The 21375-nt window shown below is 66.2% G+C and carries 19 protein-coding genes; 11 read left to right on the forward strand and 8 right to left on the reverse strand.

The features are described 5' to 3' along the window. Positions 1 to 8: 8 nt before the first annotated feature. Both ABZS43_RS18570 and ABZS43_RS18575 read right to left on the reverse strand, forming a co-directional pair. The gene (locus ABZS43_RS18570; RefSeq protein ID WP_355037141.1) at positions 9 to 1415 is read right to left on the reverse strand and encodes an inorganic phosphate transporter; all 1407 of its coding nucleotides are present in this window, start codon (positions 1413 to 1415) and stop codon (positions 9 to 11) included. Between the two features lie 72 nt (positions 1416 to 1487). Then, entirely contained in the window at positions 1488 to 3032 is a 1545-nt protein-coding gene (locus ABZS43_RS18575; RefSeq protein ID WP_355037142.1) for an ATP-dependent DNA ligase, read from the reverse strand. Positions 3033 to 3125: 93 nt separating this feature from the next. Between ABZS43_RS18575 and ramB the strand changes: the two genes are divergently transcribed. Next, positions 3126 to 4532 carry an acetate metabolism transcriptional regulator RamB gene (gene ramB, locus ABZS43_RS18580; RefSeq protein WP_355037143.1) on the forward strand — a complete coding sequence of 469 codons (1407 nt, stop codon included), beginning with the start codon at positions 3126 to 3128 and terminating at the stop codon, positions 4530 to 4532. A 134-nt stretch (positions 4533 to 4666) separates the two neighbouring features. Here ramB and ABZS43_RS18585 read toward each other — a convergent pair whose 3' ends face one another. Further along, entirely contained in the window at positions 4667 to 5899 is a 1233-nt protein-coding gene (locus ABZS43_RS18585) for an MFS transporter (protein WP_355037144.1), read from the reverse strand. Between the two features lie 74 nt (positions 5900 to 5973). On the opposite strand from ABZS43_RS18585, the gene ABZS43_RS18590 reads away from it, so the two are divergent. Then, on the forward strand, positions 5974 to 7023 hold the full coding sequence (locus ABZS43_RS18590; protein WP_355037145.1) for a TetR family transcriptional regulator: 1050 nt from the start codon (positions 5974 to 5976) through the stop codon (positions 7021 to 7023). Between the two features lie 15 nt (positions 7024 to 7038). Here the strand turns inward: ABZS43_RS18590 and ABZS43_RS18595 are convergent, their stop codons facing one another. Further along, positions 7039 to 8868 carry an acyl-CoA dehydrogenase gene (locus ABZS43_RS18595; protein ID WP_355037146.1) on the reverse strand — a complete coding sequence of 610 codons (1830 nt, stop codon included), beginning with the start codon at positions 8866 to 8868 and terminating at the stop codon, positions 7039 to 7041. A gap of 380 nt (positions 8869 to 9248) precedes the next feature. Here ABZS43_RS18595 and urtA point away from each other — a divergent pair, with 380 nt between their 5' ends. From urtA to ABZS43_RS18625, 6 genes are all read left to right on the forward strand, one after another. Then, positions 9249 to 10571, forward strand: a complete 1323-nt coding sequence (gene urtA / locus ABZS43_RS18600) for an urea ABC transporter substrate-binding protein (RefSeq protein ID WP_355037147.1) — start codon at positions 9249 to 9251, stop codon at positions 10569 to 10571. 259 nt (positions 10572 to 10830) lie between these two features. Then, the gene (gene urtB / locus ABZS43_RS18605; RefSeq protein WP_355037148.1) at positions 10831 to 11715 is read left to right on the forward strand and encodes an urea ABC transporter permease subunit UrtB; all 885 of its coding nucleotides are present in this window, start codon (positions 10831 to 10833) and stop codon (positions 11713 to 11715) included. Continuing rightward, positions 11712 to 12887, forward strand: a complete 1176-nt coding sequence (gene urtC, locus ABZS43_RS18610; protein WP_355037149.1) for an urea ABC transporter permease subunit UrtC — start codon at positions 11712 to 11714, stop codon at positions 12885 to 12887. Before urtB ends, urtC begins: the two co-directional genes overlap by 4 nt. Beyond that, the gene (gene urtD / locus ABZS43_RS18615; RefSeq protein WP_355037150.1) at positions 12884 to 13723 is read left to right on the forward strand and encodes an urea ABC transporter ATP-binding protein UrtD; all 840 of its coding nucleotides are present in this window, start codon (positions 12884 to 12886) and stop codon (positions 13721 to 13723) included. Before urtC ends, urtD begins: the two co-directional genes overlap by 4 nt. Further along, positions 13716 to 14408, forward strand: a complete 693-nt coding sequence (gene urtE, locus ABZS43_RS18620; protein WP_355037151.1) for an urea ABC transporter ATP-binding subunit UrtE — start codon at positions 13716 to 13718, stop codon at positions 14406 to 14408. The genes urtD and urtE overlap by 8 nt, the downstream gene beginning before the upstream one ends. 11 nt (positions 14409 to 14419) lie before the next feature. Next, the gene (locus tag ABZS43_RS18625) at positions 14420 to 15160 is read left to right on the forward strand and encodes a GntR family transcriptional regulator (RefSeq protein WP_355037152.1); all 741 of its coding nucleotides are present in this window, start codon (positions 14420 to 14422) and stop codon (positions 15158 to 15160) included. A gap of 38 nt (positions 15161 to 15198) precedes the next feature. Here the strand turns inward: ABZS43_RS18625 and ABZS43_RS18630 are convergent, their stop codons facing one another. Beyond that, on the reverse strand, positions 15199 to 16080 hold the full coding sequence (locus ABZS43_RS18630; protein WP_355037153.1) for a nuclease-related domain-containing protein: 882 nt from the start codon (positions 16078 to 16080) through the stop codon (positions 15199 to 15201). Positions 16081 to 16307: 227 nt separating this feature from the next. On the opposite strand from ABZS43_RS18630, the gene ABZS43_RS18635 reads away from it, so the two are divergent. Next, positions 16308 to 16853, forward strand: a complete 546-nt coding sequence (locus ABZS43_RS18635) for a carboxymuconolactone decarboxylase family protein (RefSeq protein ID WP_355037154.1) — start codon at positions 16308 to 16310, stop codon at positions 16851 to 16853. 14 nt (positions 16854 to 16867) lie between these two features. Here the strand turns inward: ABZS43_RS18635 and ABZS43_RS18640 are convergent, their stop codons facing one another. After that, the gene (locus ABZS43_RS18640) at positions 16868 to 17680 is read right to left on the reverse strand and encodes a TetR/AcrR family transcriptional regulator C-terminal domain-containing protein (protein ID WP_355037155.1); all 813 of its coding nucleotides are present in this window, start codon (positions 17678 to 17680) and stop codon (positions 16868 to 16870) included. Between the two features lie 68 nt (positions 17681 to 17748). Here ABZS43_RS18640 and ABZS43_RS18645 point away from each other — a divergent pair, with 68 nt between their 5' ends. Together ABZS43_RS18645 and ABZS43_RS18650 are read left to right on the forward strand one after the other, a co-directional pair. Then, the gene (locus ABZS43_RS18645; protein ID WP_355037156.1) at positions 17749 to 18126 is read left to right on the forward strand and encodes a VOC family protein; all 378 of its coding nucleotides are present in this window, start codon (positions 17749 to 17751) and stop codon (positions 18124 to 18126) included. Between the two features lie 67 nt (positions 18127 to 18193). Next, positions 18194 to 18610, forward strand: a complete 417-nt coding sequence (locus tag ABZS43_RS18650; RefSeq protein WP_355037157.1) for a PPOX class F420-dependent oxidoreductase — start codon at positions 18194 to 18196, stop codon at positions 18608 to 18610. 170 nt (positions 18611 to 18780) lie between these two features. Here ABZS43_RS18650 and lpdA read toward each other — a convergent pair whose 3' ends face one another. Both lpdA and ABZS43_RS18660 read right to left on the reverse strand, forming a co-directional pair. Next, on the reverse strand, positions 18781 to 20184 hold the full coding sequence (gene lpdA, locus ABZS43_RS18655; RefSeq protein WP_355037158.1) for a dihydrolipoyl dehydrogenase: 1404 nt from the start codon (positions 20182 to 20184) through the stop codon (positions 18781 to 18783). Between the two features lie 143 nt (positions 20185 to 20327). Then, complete coding sequence (locus ABZS43_RS18660; RefSeq protein ID WP_355037159.1) at positions 20328 to 21305, reverse strand: membrane dipeptidase; 978 nt, start codon at positions 21303 to 21305, stop codon at positions 20328 to 20330. Positions 21306 to 21375: the final 70 nt, after the last annotated feature.

The raw sequence follows: 21375 nt of genomic DNA on the forward strand, positions 1-21375 counted from the left end.
CCCTTCCCTCAGCCGCGCCGGATGGTTCGGCCCGAGGAGATCCCCGCGGGCGGTGCTGTCGGCCCCGATGGCCGAGGCGAGGCGGTCTGTTCGGGCTCGGTGGCCGTCCCGCGTCCGGTGGCACCGCTGTCGGCGGCTTCACGATCGGCGACACCACGATCGGCGACACCACGGACGGCGGCATCACGATCGGCGACACCACGATCGGCGACACCACGGTCGGGAACCTTCCAGTCGGGGGGATTCGCGGCCTCCACCATGTCGGTCCCCTGGTCGGTTGTGTCCGCGGGCCACTCGTTCACATTGGTGGTGTCGACGGGACTGCGCCTCGACCGCAGATACATCAGAGCCGACAGGCCGACGAGAATCGCGAAGACCACGAGCACCCCGGCCAGTCCGCCGATCATATGGGCGATGGCCCAGCAGATCGCACCGGCAAAACCGGCCAGCGGCAGGGTGAGCAGCCACGCGACCGCCATTCGGCCCATCACATTCCAGCGCACCTCCGCACCCTTGCCGAGGCCGCTGCCCAGAATCGATCCGGTCGCGGTCTGGGTGGTCGACAGCGGCAGCCCGAAATGCGCGGAGGTGAGAATGATCGCGGCCGAGGATGATTCCGCGGCCAGCCCCTGCGGGGAGTCGATCTCGACCAGTCCCCTGCCGAGCGTCCTGATGATGCGCCAACCACCGAGATAGGTACCCGCCGCGATGGCGACGGCACAGGCCGCCATCACCCACAGCGGCATATCGTCGTTCTTGGTGAGGGTGCCGTTGGCGACGAGCGCGAGGAAGATCACGCCCATCGTCTTCTGCGCGTCATTGGTGCCGTGCGCCAGCGACACCAGGGAAGCCGAACCGATCTGGCCCCAACGGAACCCCCGCGTGGACCTGTCCTGATCGATGCCACGGGTGATCCGGTAGACGCCCCAGGTGCCGATCGCCGCGATGAGCGCGGCCACGATGGGAGCCAGAACCGCGGGCAGCACGATTTTGGTGAGCACACCGTCCGAACCGGAGGCCCAGATCACCCCGCTCCAGCCGAGTGCGGCGATGGTGGCCCCGATCAGGCCGCCGAACAGCGCGTGCGAGGAACTCGACGGCAGGCCGAACAACCAGGTCAGCAGATTCCAGAGGATCCCTCCGACCAGTCCCGCGAAGACGATGACGAGCAGATCCTGCCCGCTCACCGCGTCGAGCCGCACGATCCCCTTCGCCACGGTCGCGGCGACCGCGACCGACAGGAAAGCGCCGACGAGATTCAGGACCGCCGACAGCGCGACCGCCACCCGTGGGCGCAGCGCACCGGTGGCGATGGAGGTCGCCATCGCGTTGGCGGTGTCGTGGAAGCCATTGGTGAAATCGAAAGCCAGTGCTGTGACGATGACGATCAGAAGGATCAGTAATTCGGCGGTCACCACACCAGTGTGCGATACCGCCCGGTTCGCTTACTATGCGGTCGCCCTCTGCTGGAACCGGATCGCAATCGTCTAGGCTCCCGGCAACAACGACCGCACCGTATCGATGGTGTCGGCGTCGGCGGCCGTCTTATCCGGGCGATACCGCACCACCCGCGCGAACCGCAGCGCGACCCCGCCCGGGTATCGCGGGCTCACCTGCACACCGTCGATGGCGATCTCCACGACGAGTTCCGGCCACAGGTAGACGGTGTACTCGTCGCGGGCGCGTTCGTGGCGCGGGAACTCCGCCGTCTGCCAGTGCAACAGAGCGTCGGTGAGACCTTTGAAGGTCTTGCCGACCATCACCGGGTCGCCGGTGATCGGGTCGCGCGCGCCGAGATGCAGGTTCGACAGGTATCCGGTGCGACGGCCGTAACCCCATTCGGACCCGAGCACCAGCAGGTCGAGGGTGTGCGTCGGTTTGATCTTCTGCCAGGCTCGCCCCCGCCTGCCCGCCGCGTACGGCGCGTTCAGCGATTTGATCATGACGCCCTCGTGACCGGCGGCCAGCGCCCCGTCGAAATATTCGGCGGCGGCCTCGGCGTCGGGACGAAGGAGCGCGGGGATGCTGTGCGCGCAGGCCACTTCGGTCAGCGCCTTCCTGCGTTCGCGCAGCGGCGCGTCGAGCAGATCTTCCCCGTCCAACTGCAGGCAGTCGAAGAAGTACGGGTGCAACAGCAGTTCCCGGGTGGGATTGGACCCCGGCGGCAGCAGGGTGGGATCGAATACCGAGAAACGGCTCATCGTCTCCTGGAACGGCCGTGGCCGCCCGGCGTCGGTGAGTGCGAGGGTCTCCCCGTCGAGCACGACGCTGCGGCAATCGAGACCGCGCACCAGCTCGACCAGTTCGGGCACACTCGCGGTGATATCGCGCAGTGTCCTGGTGAACACCCGGACCTTATCGCCGTCGCGGTGCACCTGGATGCGAGCGCCGTCCAGTTTGTGCTCGACAGTCACCTCGCCGTCGAATTCGTCCATCGCCTCGTCCAGGCTCGCGCCCGGGGCCGCCAGCATCGGCTGGATCGGACGTCCGACCTCCAGCTGGAATCCCGTCAGCGCATCCGCCCCGCCGGTGCGCGCGGCCAGCGCCGTGACGGGCAGCTGCCCGGAGAGCATGTAGGCCCGGCGCACCAGGTCGACCGGGACATCGGCCGATACCGCCACCGCCTCGCTGACGACGGCGGTGAGCGCGCCCTGGCGCAATTCGCCGGAGAGCAGGCGGGTGAGGAAGGATTGTTCGGCGGCGGTCGCGGCGGTCCACAGCTCGGTGAGCAATGCTCTGCGCCGGTTGACCGATCCCGCGCCCGACGTGGCCGCCACCTGCGCGAAGGCGGTGTCGACCGCCGAGACGGTCAGCGTGGGTGTCTCGGCGGGCGGGCTGCCCAGAGCCGTGAGAGTGCGCCAGCCCGCGCCGATACGTCCCTGCCGTAGCTCGCCGGAGACCCAGGAGACCACCGGCTGCAATTCCTCGGACACGGCGGTGTCCAGCAGCGCGGCGATGGTGGTGATCTTCGTCTTCCGAGACCGGGTCGCGCGAACGGTCTCCGAAGCCTGTACGACATCCGAGAACAGCACATGACGACCGTAACCCGGCGGTGTGACATATCGCTCAGCTCTGCTGCTAATCGCCCATTGGCAGGTCTGCGAAAACCGCCATAAACTGGACATATGGCCAAGACTTACGTCGGGGCGCGGCTTCGCCAGCTGCGTACCGAACGAGGACTGAGCCAGGTCTCACTCGCCGCGAAGCTGGAGATCTCGGCGAGTTACCTCAATCAGATCGAACACGATGTGCGGCCGTTGACCGTGCCGGTTCTGCTGCGGATCAGCGAAGTGTTCGGCGTCGACGCGACCTTCTTCTCCTCCCAGGACGACACCCGGCTCATCGCCGAACTCCAAGAAGTCGTCATGGACCAGGAGCTCGGTATCGAAGCCGATACCCAGGAGATCGCGGACATGGTCTCGGCCCACCCGAGTATGGCCCGCGCGCTGGTGAATATGCACAACCGCTACCGCAACACCAGTGCCCAGCTCGCCGCCGCCACCGAGGACCGGTTCGCCGACGGCTCCGGGAGCGCGACCATCAGCAAGCCGCACGAGGAAGTGCGGGATTTCTTCTATCAGCGGCAGAACTACATTCACGAATTGGATACCGCCGCAGAAGAACTCGCCACCCGCATCCGGTTCCACGGCGGCGATGTGAACAGCGAGATCGCCCGCGGGCTGCGCGCCCACGATGTGCGCATCATGGAACGGATCGATCTCGGCGAGGGAGTACTGCATCGCTACGATCCCGAAACCCAGCGGCTGGAGATCTCCCCCCACCTGTCCGGCGGGCAGCGCACCTTCAAACTCGCCGCCGAACTCGCCTACTTCGAATGCGGCGATCTGCTCGAAAAGCTGGTCGAGGAAGGCAATTTCGCGTCCGAGGACACCAGGAAGCTGGCCATGCTCGGACTCGCGAACTATTTCGCCGCCGCGACGGTGCTGCCCTACACGCATTTCCACGAAGTCGCCGAGGATTTTCGCTACGACATCGAACGACTATCGGCGTTCTTCACCCAGAGCTACGAGACGATCTGCCACCGCCTTTCGACATTGCAGCGCCCGGAGCTACGCGGCGTCCCGTTCTCCTTCGTCCGCGTGGATCGCGCGGGCAATATGTCGAAACGACAGTCCGCCACCGGATTCCACTTCTCCTCCAGCGGCGGCACCTGTCCGCTGTGGAATGTCTACGAGACTTTCGCCTATCCGGGCAAGATCATGACCCAGATCGCCCAGATGCCCGACGGCCGCAAATATCTGTGGATCGCCAGAACCGTCGAACGCCGCGCCACCCGCTACGGCCAGCCGGGAAAGACCTTCGCCATCGGACTCGGTTGCGAACTGCGCCACGCGGGCCGCGTCGTCTACGCCGATGGCATCGACCTCGGCGAAGCCTCCGCCACCCCCATCGGCGCGGGCTGCCGCGTCTGCGAACGCGCGAACTGCCCGCAACGCGCGTTTCCACCACTCGGCAAGGTGCTCGACATCAGCGAGCACCGCAGCTCGGTATCGCCCTACGTCATCAAATAGCCGAGCGGTTCCGGGATGATCCCGCGGTTCGGCGACGATTCAACGGGATGTCCTCGACGATCCGCTACGGCCGAATCGCCGACGCTCGGCCCGGCAGGAGACGGAACTGCCACCGGGCCGAGGCGGCGAAACCCTCAGGCGGGCGCGGATGCGCGCGGGATGCGGACTCCGATCAGGGTCAGCGCGAACGCGACGAGCAGCAGTGCCGTCAGTGTCCAGGCCAGGGCCGGGAATCCGTGCGGGGCCGCGGTGGCGGCGACGATCGGGCCGACCGTCGCGCCGACGTAGAAACTGAACATCGCGACCGACGAGGCCGCGGCGCGGGATTCACCGCCGAGTTCGCCCGCACTCTGCAGCACGGCGGGGGCGATAACCCCGAGTCCGCCGACCAGTACGGCGAGTAGCACCGTCAGGACCGCGAGATGCGATCCTTCGAAGGTCGCCGCGACCATGGCCGCGGCGGCCACCGAAACACCGAGCATCACCTGACCGGGTTTGGACAGTCGCGAGAGCGGGATGGCCAGCAGTGGAAGAGCGAGCATGACGGGCAGCGCGCCCGCGCGAAGCGCCAGCAGTTCGCCGGAACCCTCGATCAGACCGGCGATTTCGATACCTGTGTAGATGCCGACCATCACCGCCATACTCAGCCCACCCGCCGCGAGCAGCGGCAGCAGCGCCCCGATGCGCAGCACCGTGGGAATCGCGGCGTAGCTGTGCCGCAACGGCTTGTCACGCCCGGCGGGGGCGTCATCGAGCATGACGGTGCGCAGGGCCACCGCGAGTACCGCGAAAAGCAGTGCGGAACCCAGGAATACGGTGCGCCACGGAAACGAGTCGACGACCGCTTGCGAGACGATCTGGGCGATGACGGTCGCCGCGAGGAATGATGTCGCCACCGACATGGTGACCACCGCCCGATGCGCCGGCTCGATGCGCGTGGCGACATAGGCCATGATCGCGGGCGGTATGGACCCGACGACAAGACCCTGCACCACCCGCAGCCCGACGGCCACCGGCGCCGCGAAGGCGAGACCGGTCAATAGTGTGACCACTGCGGCGACGATCATTCCGGTGACCAGCACCCGCCGGTGACCGTAGCGGTCCGACAGCGGCCCGAACAGCACGAAGCCGCCCGCATATCCGAAGGCGAAGGCGCTGATGATCCACGTCATCGCGCCCGATCCGACGCCCCAGTCCGCTTTCATGGCCGTGAACAGGGGAATCGGTTGATACATCTGCCCGGTGGCGAGCAGTGCGGAGAGGACGAAAACAGGGAGGGTACGACCGGTATGCGCCCGGGCGGATCTGCCGGGAGCCGGGGTCCGAGCCGGGGTCCCGGCCGGAAGACGAAGTGTCGGCGTTGCCATGTGATGACGGTAGGCTTCCAACCGAATAGTTGTCAACCAAATAGTTGGTTTAAAGAGATGGTAAAGTCGCAGCCATGACGGCCAGCACCAATCCGCGCACAGCGGCCCGGCGCGGCGACGCCCCCGGACAGCTCCGCCGCGACGACTCCGGCGACCAGCGCGGCGACATTCCGAAGCAGACCCAGCGCAGCGACGCGACCAGGCAGGCGCTGCTGCGCGCCGCGCGCGACGAATTCGCCGAGTACGGCCTCGCGGGCGCTCGGGTCGACCGCATCGCCGACACCGCGGGCGTCAACAAGGAACGCATCTACGGCCTGTTCGGCAGCAAGGACAAACTGTTCGACGTCATCCTGATCGACACGATGCGCGAATTCCTCGACGTCGTGCAGCCGCTCGCCGAGACCGAACCGGGCGAATACGTGGCGAAACTCTTCGATTACCACCGCGACCATCCGCAACTGCTCAGGCTGCTGCTGTGGGAGGGTCTGCACCGCGGCGCCGACGCGCACGACGTCGACGGCTGGCGCGCGGAGCATTACGTGCGGAAATTCGACCGCGCCCAGGAACAGTTCGGCGTGGACGAGCAGTACGCGGGCAGGCTGCTGCTCGCCTTCTGCGGCCTGGCCAACTGGTCCCTCGCCGTTCCCCAGACCACCCGCCTGCTGCTCGGTGCCGCGGCCGACGATACCGACGCTACCCGCGATTTCATGCGGCAATTCGCCAGGGCGGCCATGCAGAACGAACTCATCGGCCCGCGACGCGCGATGGCGGGCAGCAGCCCGGCCTGCGCCCCCACGGTGACCACACCCGCGATCGACACCGTGAGCACGGACCAGACCACGCCTGCGGTCAATGCCTTGACCGGCAAGTCCGGGAGACCGACGCCTACCGCCACCGCGCGGTCGGCAGCACCGGAGGGCGCGGCGGCCGACCCGTCCACCGCGGTCGACGCCGCCGCCCAGCGTCTGCGCGACGCCCAGGCCGTCGCCGATGCCGCGCGCGACGAACTCGGCGCGGCCCTGCGCGCGGCGCACGCCGGGGGCACCAGCGCCAACCAATTGGCCAGGCAGGTCAACGGAACCCTGTCTCGCCCGGTGGTACTCAGACTGCTGAGCGACGGTTAGACAAGACGAGACGGATCAGAACGCCGCTTCGTCCAATTCCATGATGTCGTTATCGATCGCCGCGAGGATATTCCTCGTCGCGGTCAGCTCGGGCAGCACATTCTTCGCGAAGAAACTCGCCACGGCCACCTTCCCGGTGTAGAACGGGCGATCCTTCTCCGCGGCGTCGACAGCCAGTGCGGCAGCGGCGATTTCGGCCTGTTCGAGCAGTCGCCAGCCGATGAGCAGATCACCCACCGCCATCAGGAAACGCACCGAACCGAGGCCGACCTTGTACAGTTCGGCCGGATCCTGTTGTCCCGCCATCGCGTATCCGGTGAGCGTCGCGGCCATCGCGCCGACGTCGGCCACCGCGGTGGCGAGTAGCGCCCGTTCTGCCTCGAAGCGCCCCGTCCTCGCGTCGAGGAAGGCCGCGATCCTGCCGTTGACGTGGGCGAGCGCCGCTCCCCTGTCCCGAATGATCTTGCGGAAGAAGAAGTCCTGCGCCTGGATGGCGGTGGTGCCCTCGTAGAGGGAGTCGATCTTGGCGTCGCGGATGTACTGCTCGATCGGGTAGTCCTGAAGGTAACCCGAACCGCCGAAGGTCTGCAGCGATTCGGTCAGGTACTGGTAGGCCCGCTCGGAACCGACACCCTTGACGATCGGCAGCAGCAGATCGTCCACCCGATGCGCCAGATCCGCGTCGGCACCCGAAACCAATTGCGCCACATCGGCGTTCTGATGGGCCGCGGTGTAGATGTACACCGCGCGCAAACCTTCCGCGTATGCCTTCTGCATGGCCAGTGCCCGCCGCACGTCCGGATGATGGGTGATCGTGACCCGCGGCGCGGATTTGTCCGACATCTGCGTGAGGTCGGCGCCCTGTATCCGCTGCTTGGCGTAGTCGAGCGCGTTGAGATAGCCGGTGGACAGCGTTCCGGTGGATTTGATGCCGACCACCATGCGCGCGTTCTCGATCACCTGGAACATCTGCGCGATGCCGTTGTGCACCTCGCCGACCAGCCAGCCCTTCGCGGGCACATCGGTGCCGCCGAAGGTGAGTTCACAGGTCGGCGAGGATTTCAGGCCCATCTTGTGTTCCAGGCCGGTCACGAAGACACCATTGCGGTCGCCGAGTTCGAGCGTCCGGGAATCGAAGAGGTATTTGGGCACGTAGAACAGCGAAAGCCCCTTGGTGCCCGCGCCCGCCCCTTCCGGGCGTGCCAGCACGAGGTGGAAGACGTTCTCGGCGGTATCACCGACATCGCCGCCGGAGATGAACCGTTTCACGCCCTCGATATGCCAGGAGCCGTCTTCCTGCTTGATCGCCTTGGTGCGGCCGGCGCCGACATCGGAACCCGCATCCGGTTCGGTCAGCACCATGGTGGCCTGCCAGCCGCGTTCGTAGCCCGCCGCGGCCCAGTGCTTCTGCTCGTCGGTGCCGACGTTGTAGAGCACCGACGCCAGGACCGGACCGAGGTTGAAGAAGCTGGACGCCGGGTTGGCGCAGGTGAGCATCTCGTTGACCGCCCACACCAGCGCGGCGGGCGCGGGCGTGCCGCCCATGCCCTCGGGCAGACCGAGCCGGCTCCAGTCCGCTTCGTGCAGCGCCAGAATGGATTTGCGCAGCGGCTCCGGCACCGAGACCGAGAAGGTAGCCGGATCGTAGGTCACCGGGTCACGGTCGGCCGCGGCGAAGGATTCGGCGATGGGCCCTTCGGACAGACGCTTCACCTCGGCGAGGATCTCGCGCACGGTGTCGGAATCCAGGTCGCCGTATGCGCCGGTATCGAGGAGCTTGTCCAGCCCGAGCACCTCGAACAGGTTGAACTCGATATCTCGCACGTTCGCCCTGTAGTGCCCCACGGCGGCCTCCTCGATTCACGACAAACGGGATCCAACGACCCCGGACCAGAATTCTGACGTTGTACGAATCGCAAGCCTGCCGTATCGGAATCCAGCTACGCAACCGTAGGGATGTGCGGTGCGCGACCGTAGATGAGCCACCGCCTCACACCCGTTCACGCACTGTCCACCGGAAACGTTCACGCCGTTGAAACATCGGCAACCGACTCGTCACCGAGGGATATTCCGGCGCAATAACTCCGGTCTACCGTTCGCACCACGAATACAGCCGTTGTATACACACCGGTCTACAGCCATGGCCGGTGCGGAAGGGCGAACGTATTCGGCGCGACGTACCCCCGACGTCGCCGAACACCTGATGAGGAGAAGGGTCCCGACCCATGCCAGATTCCCCTGCCGATAATCGCCACCGCTCCGTGTCGGCCACGCGGGCTTCGCTCGGCCCGACGTCGCGCCGAGGACGTCTCACCAAGGTCCTGGTCGCGCCGACCGCGCTGGCACTCGCCGGTCTGTTGCTGACCGCCTGCGGCGCCAAGGACGACGCCTCGACCGAAGGTTCCAACGCCGCTTCCTGCGTCGACACGTCGAAGCCGTCGATCAAGGTCGGCTCGCTGCACTCCCTTTCGGGCACCATGGCCATCTCCGAGGTGACCGTGGCCAACTCGACCAAGCTGGCGGTGGACCAGATCAACGCGGCGGGCGGGGTTCTCGGCAAGAAGATCGATCTGGTACTCGAAGACGGCGCCTCCGACCCCAAGACCTTCGCGGAGAAGGCGGAGAAGCTGATCAGCTCCGACTGCGTGGCCGCGGTCTTCGGCGGGTGGACCTCGTCGAGCCGCAAGGCCATGAAGCCGAAATTCGAAAGCCTGAACTCGCTGCTCTACTACCCCGTCCAGTACGAGGGTCTGGAGGACAGCAAGAACATCTTCTACACCGGCGCCACCACCAACCAGCAGATCATCCCCGCGCTGGATTACCTGAAGCAGAAGGGGATCACATCCCTCTACCTGGTCGGCTCCGACTACGTCTTCCCGCAGACCGCCAATCGCGAGATCAAGGCGTACGCGGCGGCCAACGGAATCGAGATCAAGGGTGAGGATTACACCCCGCTCGGCTCGACCGACTTCTCGACCATCGTGAACAAGGTGCGCACCGCCAAGGCGGGCGCGGTATTCAACACCCTCAACGGCGATTCCAATGTCGCGTTCTTCCGCGAGTACACCAACGCGGGCCTGAAAGCCGCTGACATGCCGGTGGTTTCGGTGTCGATCGCCGAGGAGGAAGTCGCTGGTATCGGCGCGCAGAACATCGCGGGCCAGCTGACCGCGTGGAACTACTACCAGACCGTCGACAGCCCGGACAACAAGAAGTTCGTCGACGCGTACAAGGCCGCGTTCGGCGCCGACAAGCCGACCTCCGATCCGATGGAGGCCGCCTACGCCTCGGTCTATCTGTGGAAGAACACCGTGGAGAAGGCGAACTCGTTCGCGGTGGCCGATATCCAGGCCGCGGCCGACGGCGTGAGTTTCGAAGCGCCGGAGGGCAAGGTCACCATCGACGGCTCCAACCACCACATCAGCAAAACCGCCCGTATCGGTGAGATCCGTCCCGACGGCCTCATCTACACGGTCTGGGATTCGGGCAAGGCGATCCAGCCGGACCCGTACCTGAAGTCCTACGAGTGGGCCAAGAACCTGAAGTAAGCAGTCCGAGTTCGCGGCCGGAACCGGCCCCGTAGGCAACCCTCAGACGGGAACCCGACGGGAGCCACCGAGGCCAGAACGGCCTCGTAGCCCTCACGCGACAACCACGCGCGAGCCCTACGAGCGCCGTTCGCGGCCCGTCTCGCGTCCGAGTGGTCGAAGCGCACGCGCCGAAGGCGCGAGTCTCGACCACTCGGACGCGAGACAAAAAGGGGCCGCGAACCCGCGGCCCCCGGGCCGCCAAATTACAGGAGTCCACATGGACGTCGTGATCGGTCAGCTCTTCACCGGTTTGAGCCTCGGATCGATACTTCTGCTCGCCGCGCTCGGCCTGTCGTTGACCTTCGGTCAGATGGGTGTCATCAATATGGCGCACGGCGAATTCATCATGGCTGGCTGCTACACGACTTATGTTGTGCAGAAGGTGATCTCGTCGGCAGGTGTGTCACTGCTGGTCTCACTGCTGATCGGGTTCCTGGTCGGCGGCGCGTTGGGGGCGGCGCTGGAAATGGGCCTGATCCGCTGGATGTACGACCGACCGCTGGACACCCTGCTGGTCACCTTCGGTGTCGGACTGGTGTTGCAGCAGGCGGCCCGCGATATCTTCGGCGCTCCCGCCAAGAATGTGCTTGTCCCCGAATTCCTCAGCGGCGGTGTCACCATTCTCGGCGCTGTCGTGCCCAAGACCCGAATCTTCATCCTCGTACTCGCCGTGGCCGCGGTGACGGTATTGGCCGTGGCACTCAAGACAACACCGCTCGGACGCCGGATCCGGGCCGTGGTGCAGAACCGCGGCCTTGCCGAAACCAGCGGCGTCTCCAGCCGTTTCACCGATATCAGCACCTTCTTCATCGGCTCGGGCCTCGCGGGCGTCGCTGGCGTCGCGCTGACGCTGATCGGCTCGACCAGTCCCACCATCGGTCAGAGCTACCTGATCGACGCGTTCCTGGTGGTGGTCATCGGCGGTCTCGGGCAGATCAAGGGTACGGTGATCGCCGCGTTCGCCCTCGGTCTGCTCAATTCCTTCATCGAATACTCGACCACCGCTTCCATCGCGAAGGTCATCGTCTTCGTCGTGATCGTCGTCTTCCTGCAGGTCCGGCCGCAGGGGCTGTTCACCGTTCGCACCAGGAGCCTGGCATGACCACACTCGGCAGTCGGATGCGTGCGCACTCTTCGTTGACCACGCTCGGCGGATTCGCCGTCGCCGCGATCGCGCTGTTCGCGGTGGCGCCCGCGGTACTCAGCGATTTCCGGCTGAATCTGCTGGCCAAATTCCTCTGCTTCGCGATCGTGGCGGCCGGCATCGGATTGGCGTGGGGCAGAGGCGGAATGCTCACCCTCGGCCAGGGTGTGTTCTTCGGTATCGGCGCCTACATCATGGCGATGCACCTGCAGATGGCCGACGCCACCCGTCTCGGCAACGATGTGCCGGAGTTCATGGAGATCTCCGGCATCCGCGAACTGCCCACGTTCTGGCAGCCTTTCGCGTCCGGGCCGGTCGCGATCCTCGGCATTGTGCTGCTGCCGGGTCTGGTCGCCGCGGTACTCGGATACGGCGTCTTCAAGCGCAGGGTCAAGGGTGCGTACTTCGCCATCCTGAGCCAGGCGCTGGCCGCGGCGCTGGCCATTCTGCTCACCGGGCAGCAGGCCATCGGCGGTTTCACCGGTCTGTCGGATTTCCGCGCGTTCTTCGGCTTCAAACTGTCGGATCCCGCCAACCGCAAGATGCTGTTCTTCATCGCGGCGGCCACCCTGCTCGTGGTGGTGGCGCTGGTGCGGCAGTTGATGCGCAGCCGCTACGGCGAACTGCTCGTCGCGGTGCGCGACCAGGAGGAGCGGGTGCGGTTCCTCGGATACGACCCGGCCAACGTCAAAATCGTCGCCTATGTCGTCGCGGCCTTCTTCGCCGGCATCGCGGGCGCGCTGTTCACACCGATCGTCGGCATCATCTCCCCCGCCGATATCGGCGTCGTGCCATCGATCGCCTTCCTGATCGGCGTCGCGATCGGCGGCAGGACCACGCTACTCGGCCCGGTGCTCGGCGCGGTCGGTGTGGCGTGGGCGCAGACCGCGCTGTCGGAGCAGTTCCCCTCGGGCTGGACCTACCTGCAGGGTGTGCTGTTCATCGTGGTCGTCGGATTCATTCCGGCGGGCCTCGCCGGGGTGTGGCCGATGGTCAAGGGCGCGCTCGATGCCAGATTCGCCAAGAACGCCGATTCGAAACCGGAAGGGCCGAAACCGGAACCGGAATCGGAGCCGGATTCCGTCGCCGATGATGTGCCGGTCGCCGAGGAGAAAGTTGAATCGCGATGACAACGACAGCGCACGAACCCAAGCCGGGCGGCAACGCGGGCATGGACAGCGAATACCTCGAAATTCGCGGCCTCTCGGTCAGTTTCGACGGCTTCAAGGCCGTCACCGATGTCGATATCACGGTGTTGCAGGGTGATCTTCGCTTCCTGATCGGTCCCAACGGCGCGGGCAAGACCACGCTGATCGACGCGATCACCGGACTGGTCCCCGCGGCCGGTTCGGCGACCAAATCCGGTGCGCAACTGCTCGGGAAGAAGGTCCACCAGATCGCCAGGCTCGGCGTCGGTAGGACCTTCCAGACCGCGAGCGTCTTCGAGCAGCTCTCGGTCTTGCAGAACCTCGATATCGCCGCGGGAGCGCGACGGTCGGCGCTGACCATGCTGCGCCGCCGCAGGTCGGTACTGCCGAGTATCGATGAGGCGTTGGAGATCACCGGACTCGGCGATCTGCGCGATAGACCGGCGGGGGTGCTCGCGCACGGTCAGAAGCAGTGGCTGGAAATCGGCATGCTGCTCGTGCAGAACGCCTCGGTGCTGCTACTCGACGAACCGGTGGCCGGGATGAGCGCCGAGGAACGCGAGGAGACCGGAAATCTGTTGCGCCGCATCGGCGGTGAGCGGGTGGTCGTCGTGGTCGAACACGATATGGACTTCATGCGCGCCTTCGCCACCTCGGTCACGGTGCTGGCGGGCGGCAGAGTGCTCAGCGAGGGCAGCGTCGAACAGGTGCAGGCCGATCCGAAGGTGCAGCAGGTCTATCTCGGCACCGCGGCGGCCATCGGCACCGAGTTGGAGGACGAGTCGACCGTGCAGCGCAAGGAGGCAGCTGATGCTTGAACTCATCGATATCCACTCCGGATACGGCCGCACCGAGGTGATCCACGGTGTCACGGTGCGCGTCCCCGACGACAGCGTGGTCGCCATCATGGGTCATAACGGCGCGGGCAAGACCACGCTGCTGCGCACCGCCGTCGGACTGATCGGTGCCAAATCCGGGCGGATCGAATTCAACGGTGAGCTCATCACCAAGATGGCGCCCTCGCGACGGGTCACACGCGGCATCGCCTATGTCCCGCAGGGGCAGCAGAGTTTTCCACAACTGACCACAGCGGAGAATTTGCAGGTGGTGGCGGACGGACGCAAACGCGGTAAGGAATTGATCGCCGAATCGCTCGATCTCTTTCCCGCGCTGCGCGAAGTGCTCACCCGCAAGGCGGGTCTGCTCTCCGGAGGTCAGCGCCAGCAGTTGGCGATCGCGCGGGCGTTGATCACCGAACCGAAATTGCTCATTCTCGACGAGCCGACCGAGGGTATCCAGCCTTCCGTTGTCGCCGAGATCGAGCACACCATCATCGACCTCACCCAGCGGGGCGGTCTGAGCGTGCTTTTGGTCGAACAGCACATCGGTTTCGCCCTGCAGGCGGCGCAGAGTTATTACGTGCTGCGATCCGGTCGGGTCACCTCCACCGGGGCGGGCGGCGCGGGCGCGGAGACCGCCGTGCGCTCGGCGATGGCGATCTGAGCAGGGCCGCCATGACTCGCAGGGGGCGGGTTCCGTTGAGCGAGCGGGTGTATCACTCGCTACGTCACGATCTCGCCGTGGGAGCGATCGTGCCGACCGAACGGCTCGGTGAGGAACGCCTCGCCGAAACCTATGGCGTATCGCGTACTCCGGTGCGCGAGGCGCTTGCCCGGTTGCAGGCCGACGGACTCGTCGAACGTCACGCCGACGGCCTCTACCCGTACCGGCCACGGCTGGACGAGCTCGACAATCTGTACGAATTGCGAATCGTGCTGGAGACACGGGGGATTCAGCGGGTACTCGACACCATCCTCGACACCATCGATGACGCGACCGTCGCCGCGACCGAGCCGAACGCACCGGTGCACGATCTCGTCTCGGTGCGCGCCGAACTGGATCGGTGGCGCGCCTTACGCGACGATCCGCCCGAACCGGGGCCCGCCCTCGTCGCCGCCGACGAACAGTTCCACATCACACTGCTCTCGGCGGCGGGCAATGCCGCACTCGCCGATGCGCTCACCGCCGTCTACGTCCGGGTGCGTCCACTGCGCACCCTGGACCTGCCCACACCCGACCGCATCGCCGTCATGGCGACCGAACATATCGCCATCGCGGAGCAATTGTTGTCGGGAGATCCCGATACCGCCTTGCGCACGCTCATCGCGCATATCGATACCTCGCGAACCCATGTGCTCGCGCGGGCCGAGCAGGCCATGCGACTCACCAAACTCGGCCGGGCCATGCGTGATTGAGTCCGGCCGCGCCGTTGTCCGCGCGGCGCGAAAGCATCTCAGCAGTCGGACTGGAACGGCCAGCAATCCTTCGGCGTGCGGGGAGCCGGGCTCGGGGCGACCGTCGAGGTCGGTTCGACCACCGATTCCGGACCGGTGCTGTCTTTCACCCACGCGGTGACGACCACGCCGAAAACCGCGAGCACCCCGACCACCGCGACGGCGACGACGGCCCAGGCGCCCACCGCCTGTGGTCTGCTCGACGGCTTGGGAACCGGTTTGGGTTTGGGCCGCAGTTCCGGCAGTACGGCGGCACGGGCGGACGGCGCGTTGGCGGCGAAACCGTCGGCGATGAGTTCGGCGCGCGACGGACCGTTCTCCAGTCCGAGCGCGTGCACCGCCGCGACCACGCGGTCGGCGGTCCAATCACGCGCCGCCGCCGAGAAACCTTCGATATAGATCCGCAAGTCGGTGGCGTCGGGCACATTGGCGACCACCACGTCGAGTCCGGGACGCAGATTGGTGCGCGCGGGCCGAACGACCACCCCGCGGAACGGGATGAGCACCACGACTCCGCAGACGTGGCCGGGATCGAGCAGCGCCCGCTCCACTGCGTTCCGCACGGCGTACACACTCTGTTCGAGCTGGTCGGACGGAGCGGCGGTGCTCGTGTCGTCCAGGTCGGCCGGTGCATCGCTGATTGTCCACGCCGCGCTGTCGGTGATATTGAGGATGCCGCTCTGACGTCGCCGGAACCCTTTGACCGCGACCACCGTGATGCCGTGCGGGGTGAGGAGAACCGCGTCGATCCGACGGGTGCCGTTACCGCCGACGTGCAGATCGATCGCCGCGAAACAGGTGATGGGAAACGACCGCAGGCAGTCGACGAATTCCTTTTCGGCGCCGGAGAGCTCGGCTCCGTGCCTGACCTTCACCAGCATCGCGCTTCCCCTGCCCACCTGATCCTGACCGCGGCTCGAGCCGACTGCGCGCGCGCCGCGATCCGAACCGCTACTGATGATGCATCCCCGGCCCTCCGAAAACCACCGGAAGCTCGAAAAGCCACCGGGCCACTACCGAGACGGTGGTGCGGGCCCTCGCGGGGGTAGCGTCGGAACGAATTCGCTATTCGTGCGGCGTCCGCCGCGCAGGACGGAAGGCGCGCAACATGGTTTCGACATCGCGACCACGTATCTCGCCCGGTCGGTTCCGGGAGCTCGGGCCGATCAATTGGGCTGCCTGGCAGGTGCTTTCCCGTGCGGCAGGCACCGCGGACGCGCATCTGTTCAGCACCCTCGGCCGCACCGGCGGCCTGTTCCGCGGGTGGCTGCACTACTCCGGGCGGCTCATGCCGGGTGGACGGCTGCGCAGGCACGAATCCGAACTCGTCATCCTGCGCGTGGCGCACCTGCGCGAATGCGACTACGAGACCGACCACCACATCCGCCTCGGCAGGCGAGCCGGGATCACACCCGAGATCCTGGAACGGCTACGCGTCGGCCCCGACGCCCCGGAATGGTCGCCCAAACATCGGGCGCTGCTCACCGCCGTGGATCGACTCGTCGGCACCCGCGATATCGATGACGCCGCCTGGGCCGAACTCGCCGCGCACTACGACGAGCGGTGCCTGATCGAGATCGTGCTGCTCGCCAATCAATACGAGGGTTTGGCCTCGACCATCACCGCCCTGCGTATCCAGCGCGACGAGGTCTAGCCCGCGGGTCCGGCTCAGCGCCGGTCGATGAGTTCGGCCAATCCGACGAGAACGCGGGCGAGGCCGAATTCGTACGCGTGCTCGGCGCTGTACGCCGCGTCGTGGGCTTGGCCCGCCGCCGCGCCGACCCGGGTCGCCAGCGGATAGCGGTCGGCGTCGATGGCCCGCGCGAGCAGCGGCGCGGCCCGCTCCCACCACTGCCGGTCGGACTGGGCACTGTCGGCGGCGGCGGCCGCGGTGTCGATGGCGATGCGGGCCGTCGCGGTGACAAAGCCGAGGACGAAGGTGAGGGCCGCGTCCATCTCGACATCGGTGAGACCGAGGCCGTCGAAGGCGCGTAGCTCGTGGTCGTATTTGGCGATGAGGCCGGGGCCGAGCGGCGGACGCGTGGTGGGCAGGGCAGCCACCCAGGGATGGCGGCGCATGAGTGCGCGGTTCTCCGCCGCGATCACGGTCACCCGGTCACGCCAGGGCAGGTGTGCCATATTCGCGCGCGGCATATCCCGATAGACGGTATCCAGCATGAGATCGATCAATTCGGCCTTGCCCGGCACATAGGTGTAGGTGGCCATCGGCGTCAGCCCGAGTTCGGTCGCCACCGCGCGCATGGTGAGCGCGCCGATACCGTCGCGATCGGCGACCACGATGGCAGAGCTGACCACGGCGTCGACACTGCTGCGCTGCTTCGGCCCGCGCGCCGATGTTCCCGCCCCCGGTTCACGCCAGAGCAGTTCCAGCGTGCGCACCGGATCACCCGCGCCACTGCGATCCTTCGAGTCCATGCCCGGCCCGTCCGCCACAGCCGCCTCCTCTGCTTCCGATGGCATCCGGGGAATATATCTACAAAGTACAATGTACTTAGTACAGAGTAATCGCACCTGCGTCCAGGAGGACCATGAACATCACCGCTTCGGCCATCTCGCTCAACGTCCCCGATCCCACGACCTCGGCGGCCTTCCTCGTGGAACACCTGGGATTCACCGAGAAGATGTCCGCCGACGGCTTCGTCTCACTCGATCGGGACGACGCGGGGATCAACGTCATCTACCTGCGCACGGGATTGGAGACGTTCAAGCCGAAGAGCCGGGCGGGCAGCGCGGGCGAAGGGCTGCTCGTCGTCTTCGTCGTGGACGATATCGACGGCGAATACGCCAGGCTCGAGGGTGCGGGCGTCCCGATCGTGACGCCGATCGAAACCGAGGAGTGGGGTGAGCGCTACTTCCAGATGACCGATCCGAACGGGATCGTCATCCAGCTCGTGCAGTGGATGTGACCGCCGCGCCGACATGTCCCCCGCTCCAGCAGGGAAGGCGGCCCAGCTGTGCGCGGTTGCACGAAGTATGGAACTGTCGACCGCCCTCGATTTCGCGGGAACCACCAACCGCTCGGTGCTGACGACCATCCGCCGTAACGGCCGTCCGCAACTGTCCAACGTCCTGCACGTGATCGGTGACGACGGCGTCATCCGCATCTCGATCACCGCCGACCGCGCCAAGTACCACAATCTGCGCCGTGACCCGTGGGCGGCGATCCACGTCACCCGCGACGATTTCTTCGCCTATGCCGTGCTGGAGGGCACGGTGGAACTCACCCCGGTGGCCGAATCGCCCGACGACCCCGCCGTCGACGAACTCGTCGCCTACTACCGCCAGGCGTCCGGCGAACATCCCGATTGGCCCGACTACCGCAGGGCCATGGTCGAAGACCGGCGCGTCCTCGCGCGCCTCACCCCGACTAATGCCTACGGCATGATCTGACGTCCACGCAACTCTCATGTCGCGACAGCACGACATGCGACACCCGGACCGGAGGCAGCCACTCGCCCCGCCACACGAGGAGAGTCGGTGGCTCCGATCCGGTTATCCGACGACGAACGGCGGTACCCGGCCCCGCCGGACCCGATACCGCCGTTCGAACCTGGGCGTGATCAGAAGTTGATCATGTGCCCGGCCAGGCCGTGGAGCGCCTCCTGCAGGGCCTCGCTCAGCGTGGGGTGGGTGTGGACGTTGCGAGTGAGCTCGTTGACCGTGAGATCCCACTTCTGGGCCAGGGTCAACTCGGGCAACAGTTCCGAGACGTCGGGGCCGATGAGGTGGCCGCCGAGCAGCTCGCCGTACTTGTTGTCGGCGATCAGTTTGACGAAACCGGTCGGATCACCGAGGCCGTGCGCCTTGCCGTTGGCGGTGAACGGGAAGGTCGCGACCTTCACGTCGTAGCCCTCGTCACGGGCCTGCTGCTCGGTGAGGCCGAAGCTGGCGACCTGCGGCTGGCAGAAGGTGGCGCGCGGCATCATCCGGTAATCGCCGAGGGTGACGGTGGGAGCGCCCGCGATGGTTTCGGCGGCGACCACGCCCATCGCCTCCGCGACGTGGGCGAGCTGCAGTTTCGCGGTGACGTCACCGATCGCGTAGATATGGCCCACATTGGTGCGCATATTGTCGTCGATGGCGATCGCGCCCCGATCGGTCAGCGCGACGCCGGTGTTCTCCAGGCCGTAGCCCTCCACCCGGGGTGCGAAGCCGACCGCCTGCAGCACCTTGTCGACGGTGACGGTCTCGACCGCCCCCGACTTGTTGTCCTTGATCGCGACGGTGACCTTCGCGCCGTCGTCATCGATCGACTGCACGGCCGCACCGGTGGTGATGGTGACGCCGAGTTTCTTGTACTGCTTGGTGATCTCCTTGGAGACGTCCACATCCTCGTTCGGCAGCGCCCGATCGAGGAATTCCACGATGCGCACGTCGACGCCGTAATTCTTCAGGACGTAGCCGAACTCCATGCCGATCGCGCCCGCGCCGACGATGAGGATCGAACCGGGCAGATCGCGGGTGAGGATCTGCTCCTCGTAGGTCACCACATTGGCGCTGAGCGCGGTGCCCGGCAGCAGTTTGGTGATCGTGCCCGTCGCGATGATCACGTTGTCGAACGTGATGGTCTCGGTGCCGCCCTTGCTGAGCTCGACCGAGAGCGTATTCGCGTCGGTGAAGGCACCCTTCCCGTCGAACTCGTCGATCTTGTTCTTCTTCATCAGGAAGTGGACGCCCTTGACGCGACCGTCCGCGACCTTGCGGCTGCGGTCGAACGCGACGCCGAAGTCGAAACTCGCTTCACCGGAGATACCGAAGGTCTTGGCCTCCTTGGTGAAGATATGGGCCAGCTCGGCGTTGCGAAGCAGCGCCTTCGACGGGATGCAGCCCACGTTCAGGCACACACCGCCCCAGTATTTCTGCTCGACAATCGCTGTTCGCAGGCCGAGTTGAGCGGCGCGGATCGCGGCGACATAACCGCCGGGACCAGCACCGAGAACGACGACATCGTAGTGGGAAGTCACGCCACCGAGCCTAACTCCGCCGCCCGAACTTCACCGAGCGTGCCCCCGCAATCGTGAGCAGCGGCGGTGGCCGCAACCCCGATCGGCCGAGGTGGGTCGAGCGGTCGCACGGCGGGCGCGGGTCACGGGCGCTCACGGCCCGGTCAGTCACGCCACACCCGCGCGGCGACGCGCGAGAAGTTCCCACCGAAAACCGCCGCGCGGTCGGCCGCCGAGAATCCGCGCTCGGCCAGCAGTTCGTCCAATCCCGGAACGCCGCCGTCACCGAGCAGATCCTCCGGCGGAACCCAGTGCAGCGGACCGTATCTGGTGTAATCCTCGGAGAAATTCTGCGGATTGTCCCTGATCTCGGCATTGAAATCGGCGCCGTCGAACGAGTAGTCCGATCCGACCCCGATATGCTCGATTCCGACCAGTTCCGCGCCGTATTCGATATGTCGCGCCATCGCCGCCACGCGGGCCGCCCGCTCCGATTCCGCATTGTGGCCCAGGAATATTCCGACGCCGTTGATCCCGATCACACCGCCGGTGCGGGCACAGGCCAGCGCCTGTTCGTCGGTGATATTGCGGGGATGCGGCCACAGCGCGGCGAAATTGGAATGGCTGTAGATCATCGGCACCGCGGTCAGCTCCGCCATCTCGAGTCCGCTGTGCCGGGAGCAGTGCGATCCGTCGACGAACATGCCGACCTCGTTGAGGGTGCGGACCAGGTCACGGCCGTAACCGGTCAGTCCGGTGTCCTCGGTGTCGAGGCAGCCGCATCCCGCCGCATTGGCATGGTTGTAGGTGGCGGCCAGTGAGCGCACACCGAATTCGTAGAACATCGCGACATTGTCGAGATTTCCGCCGAGCGGCCCGGAATCCTCCAGATCGAATGCCAGTGTGAGCGCACCGGTGGTCTCGGCGATATCCGAATGGCGACGCACCAGCCGGAAACGGTCGTCCGCACGCGCGTCCTCACGGAAGAGGCGCACCATCGCCAACGCGTCCTCGGTCGATTGCGGCGCATATCCCACATTCAACGACAGATAGGAGCCGACCGGATATCGCGCCAACTCGACGATCCGAGCCGAGGGCAGCATCGGCAGGCAGCAATGCTGTTCCCACAGAAAGGGAGGCACAGTCGTCTCCTGTTCGCTCGGATAGGGATACCCGATCCTACGGAGCGCCGATTCGACGCGAAGCCGAGGC

Source organism: Nocardia sp. NPDC005366 (assembly GCF_040606855.1).
Taxonomy (GTDB): Bacteria; Actinomycetota; Actinomycetes; order Mycobacteriales; family Mycobacteriaceae; genus Nocardia.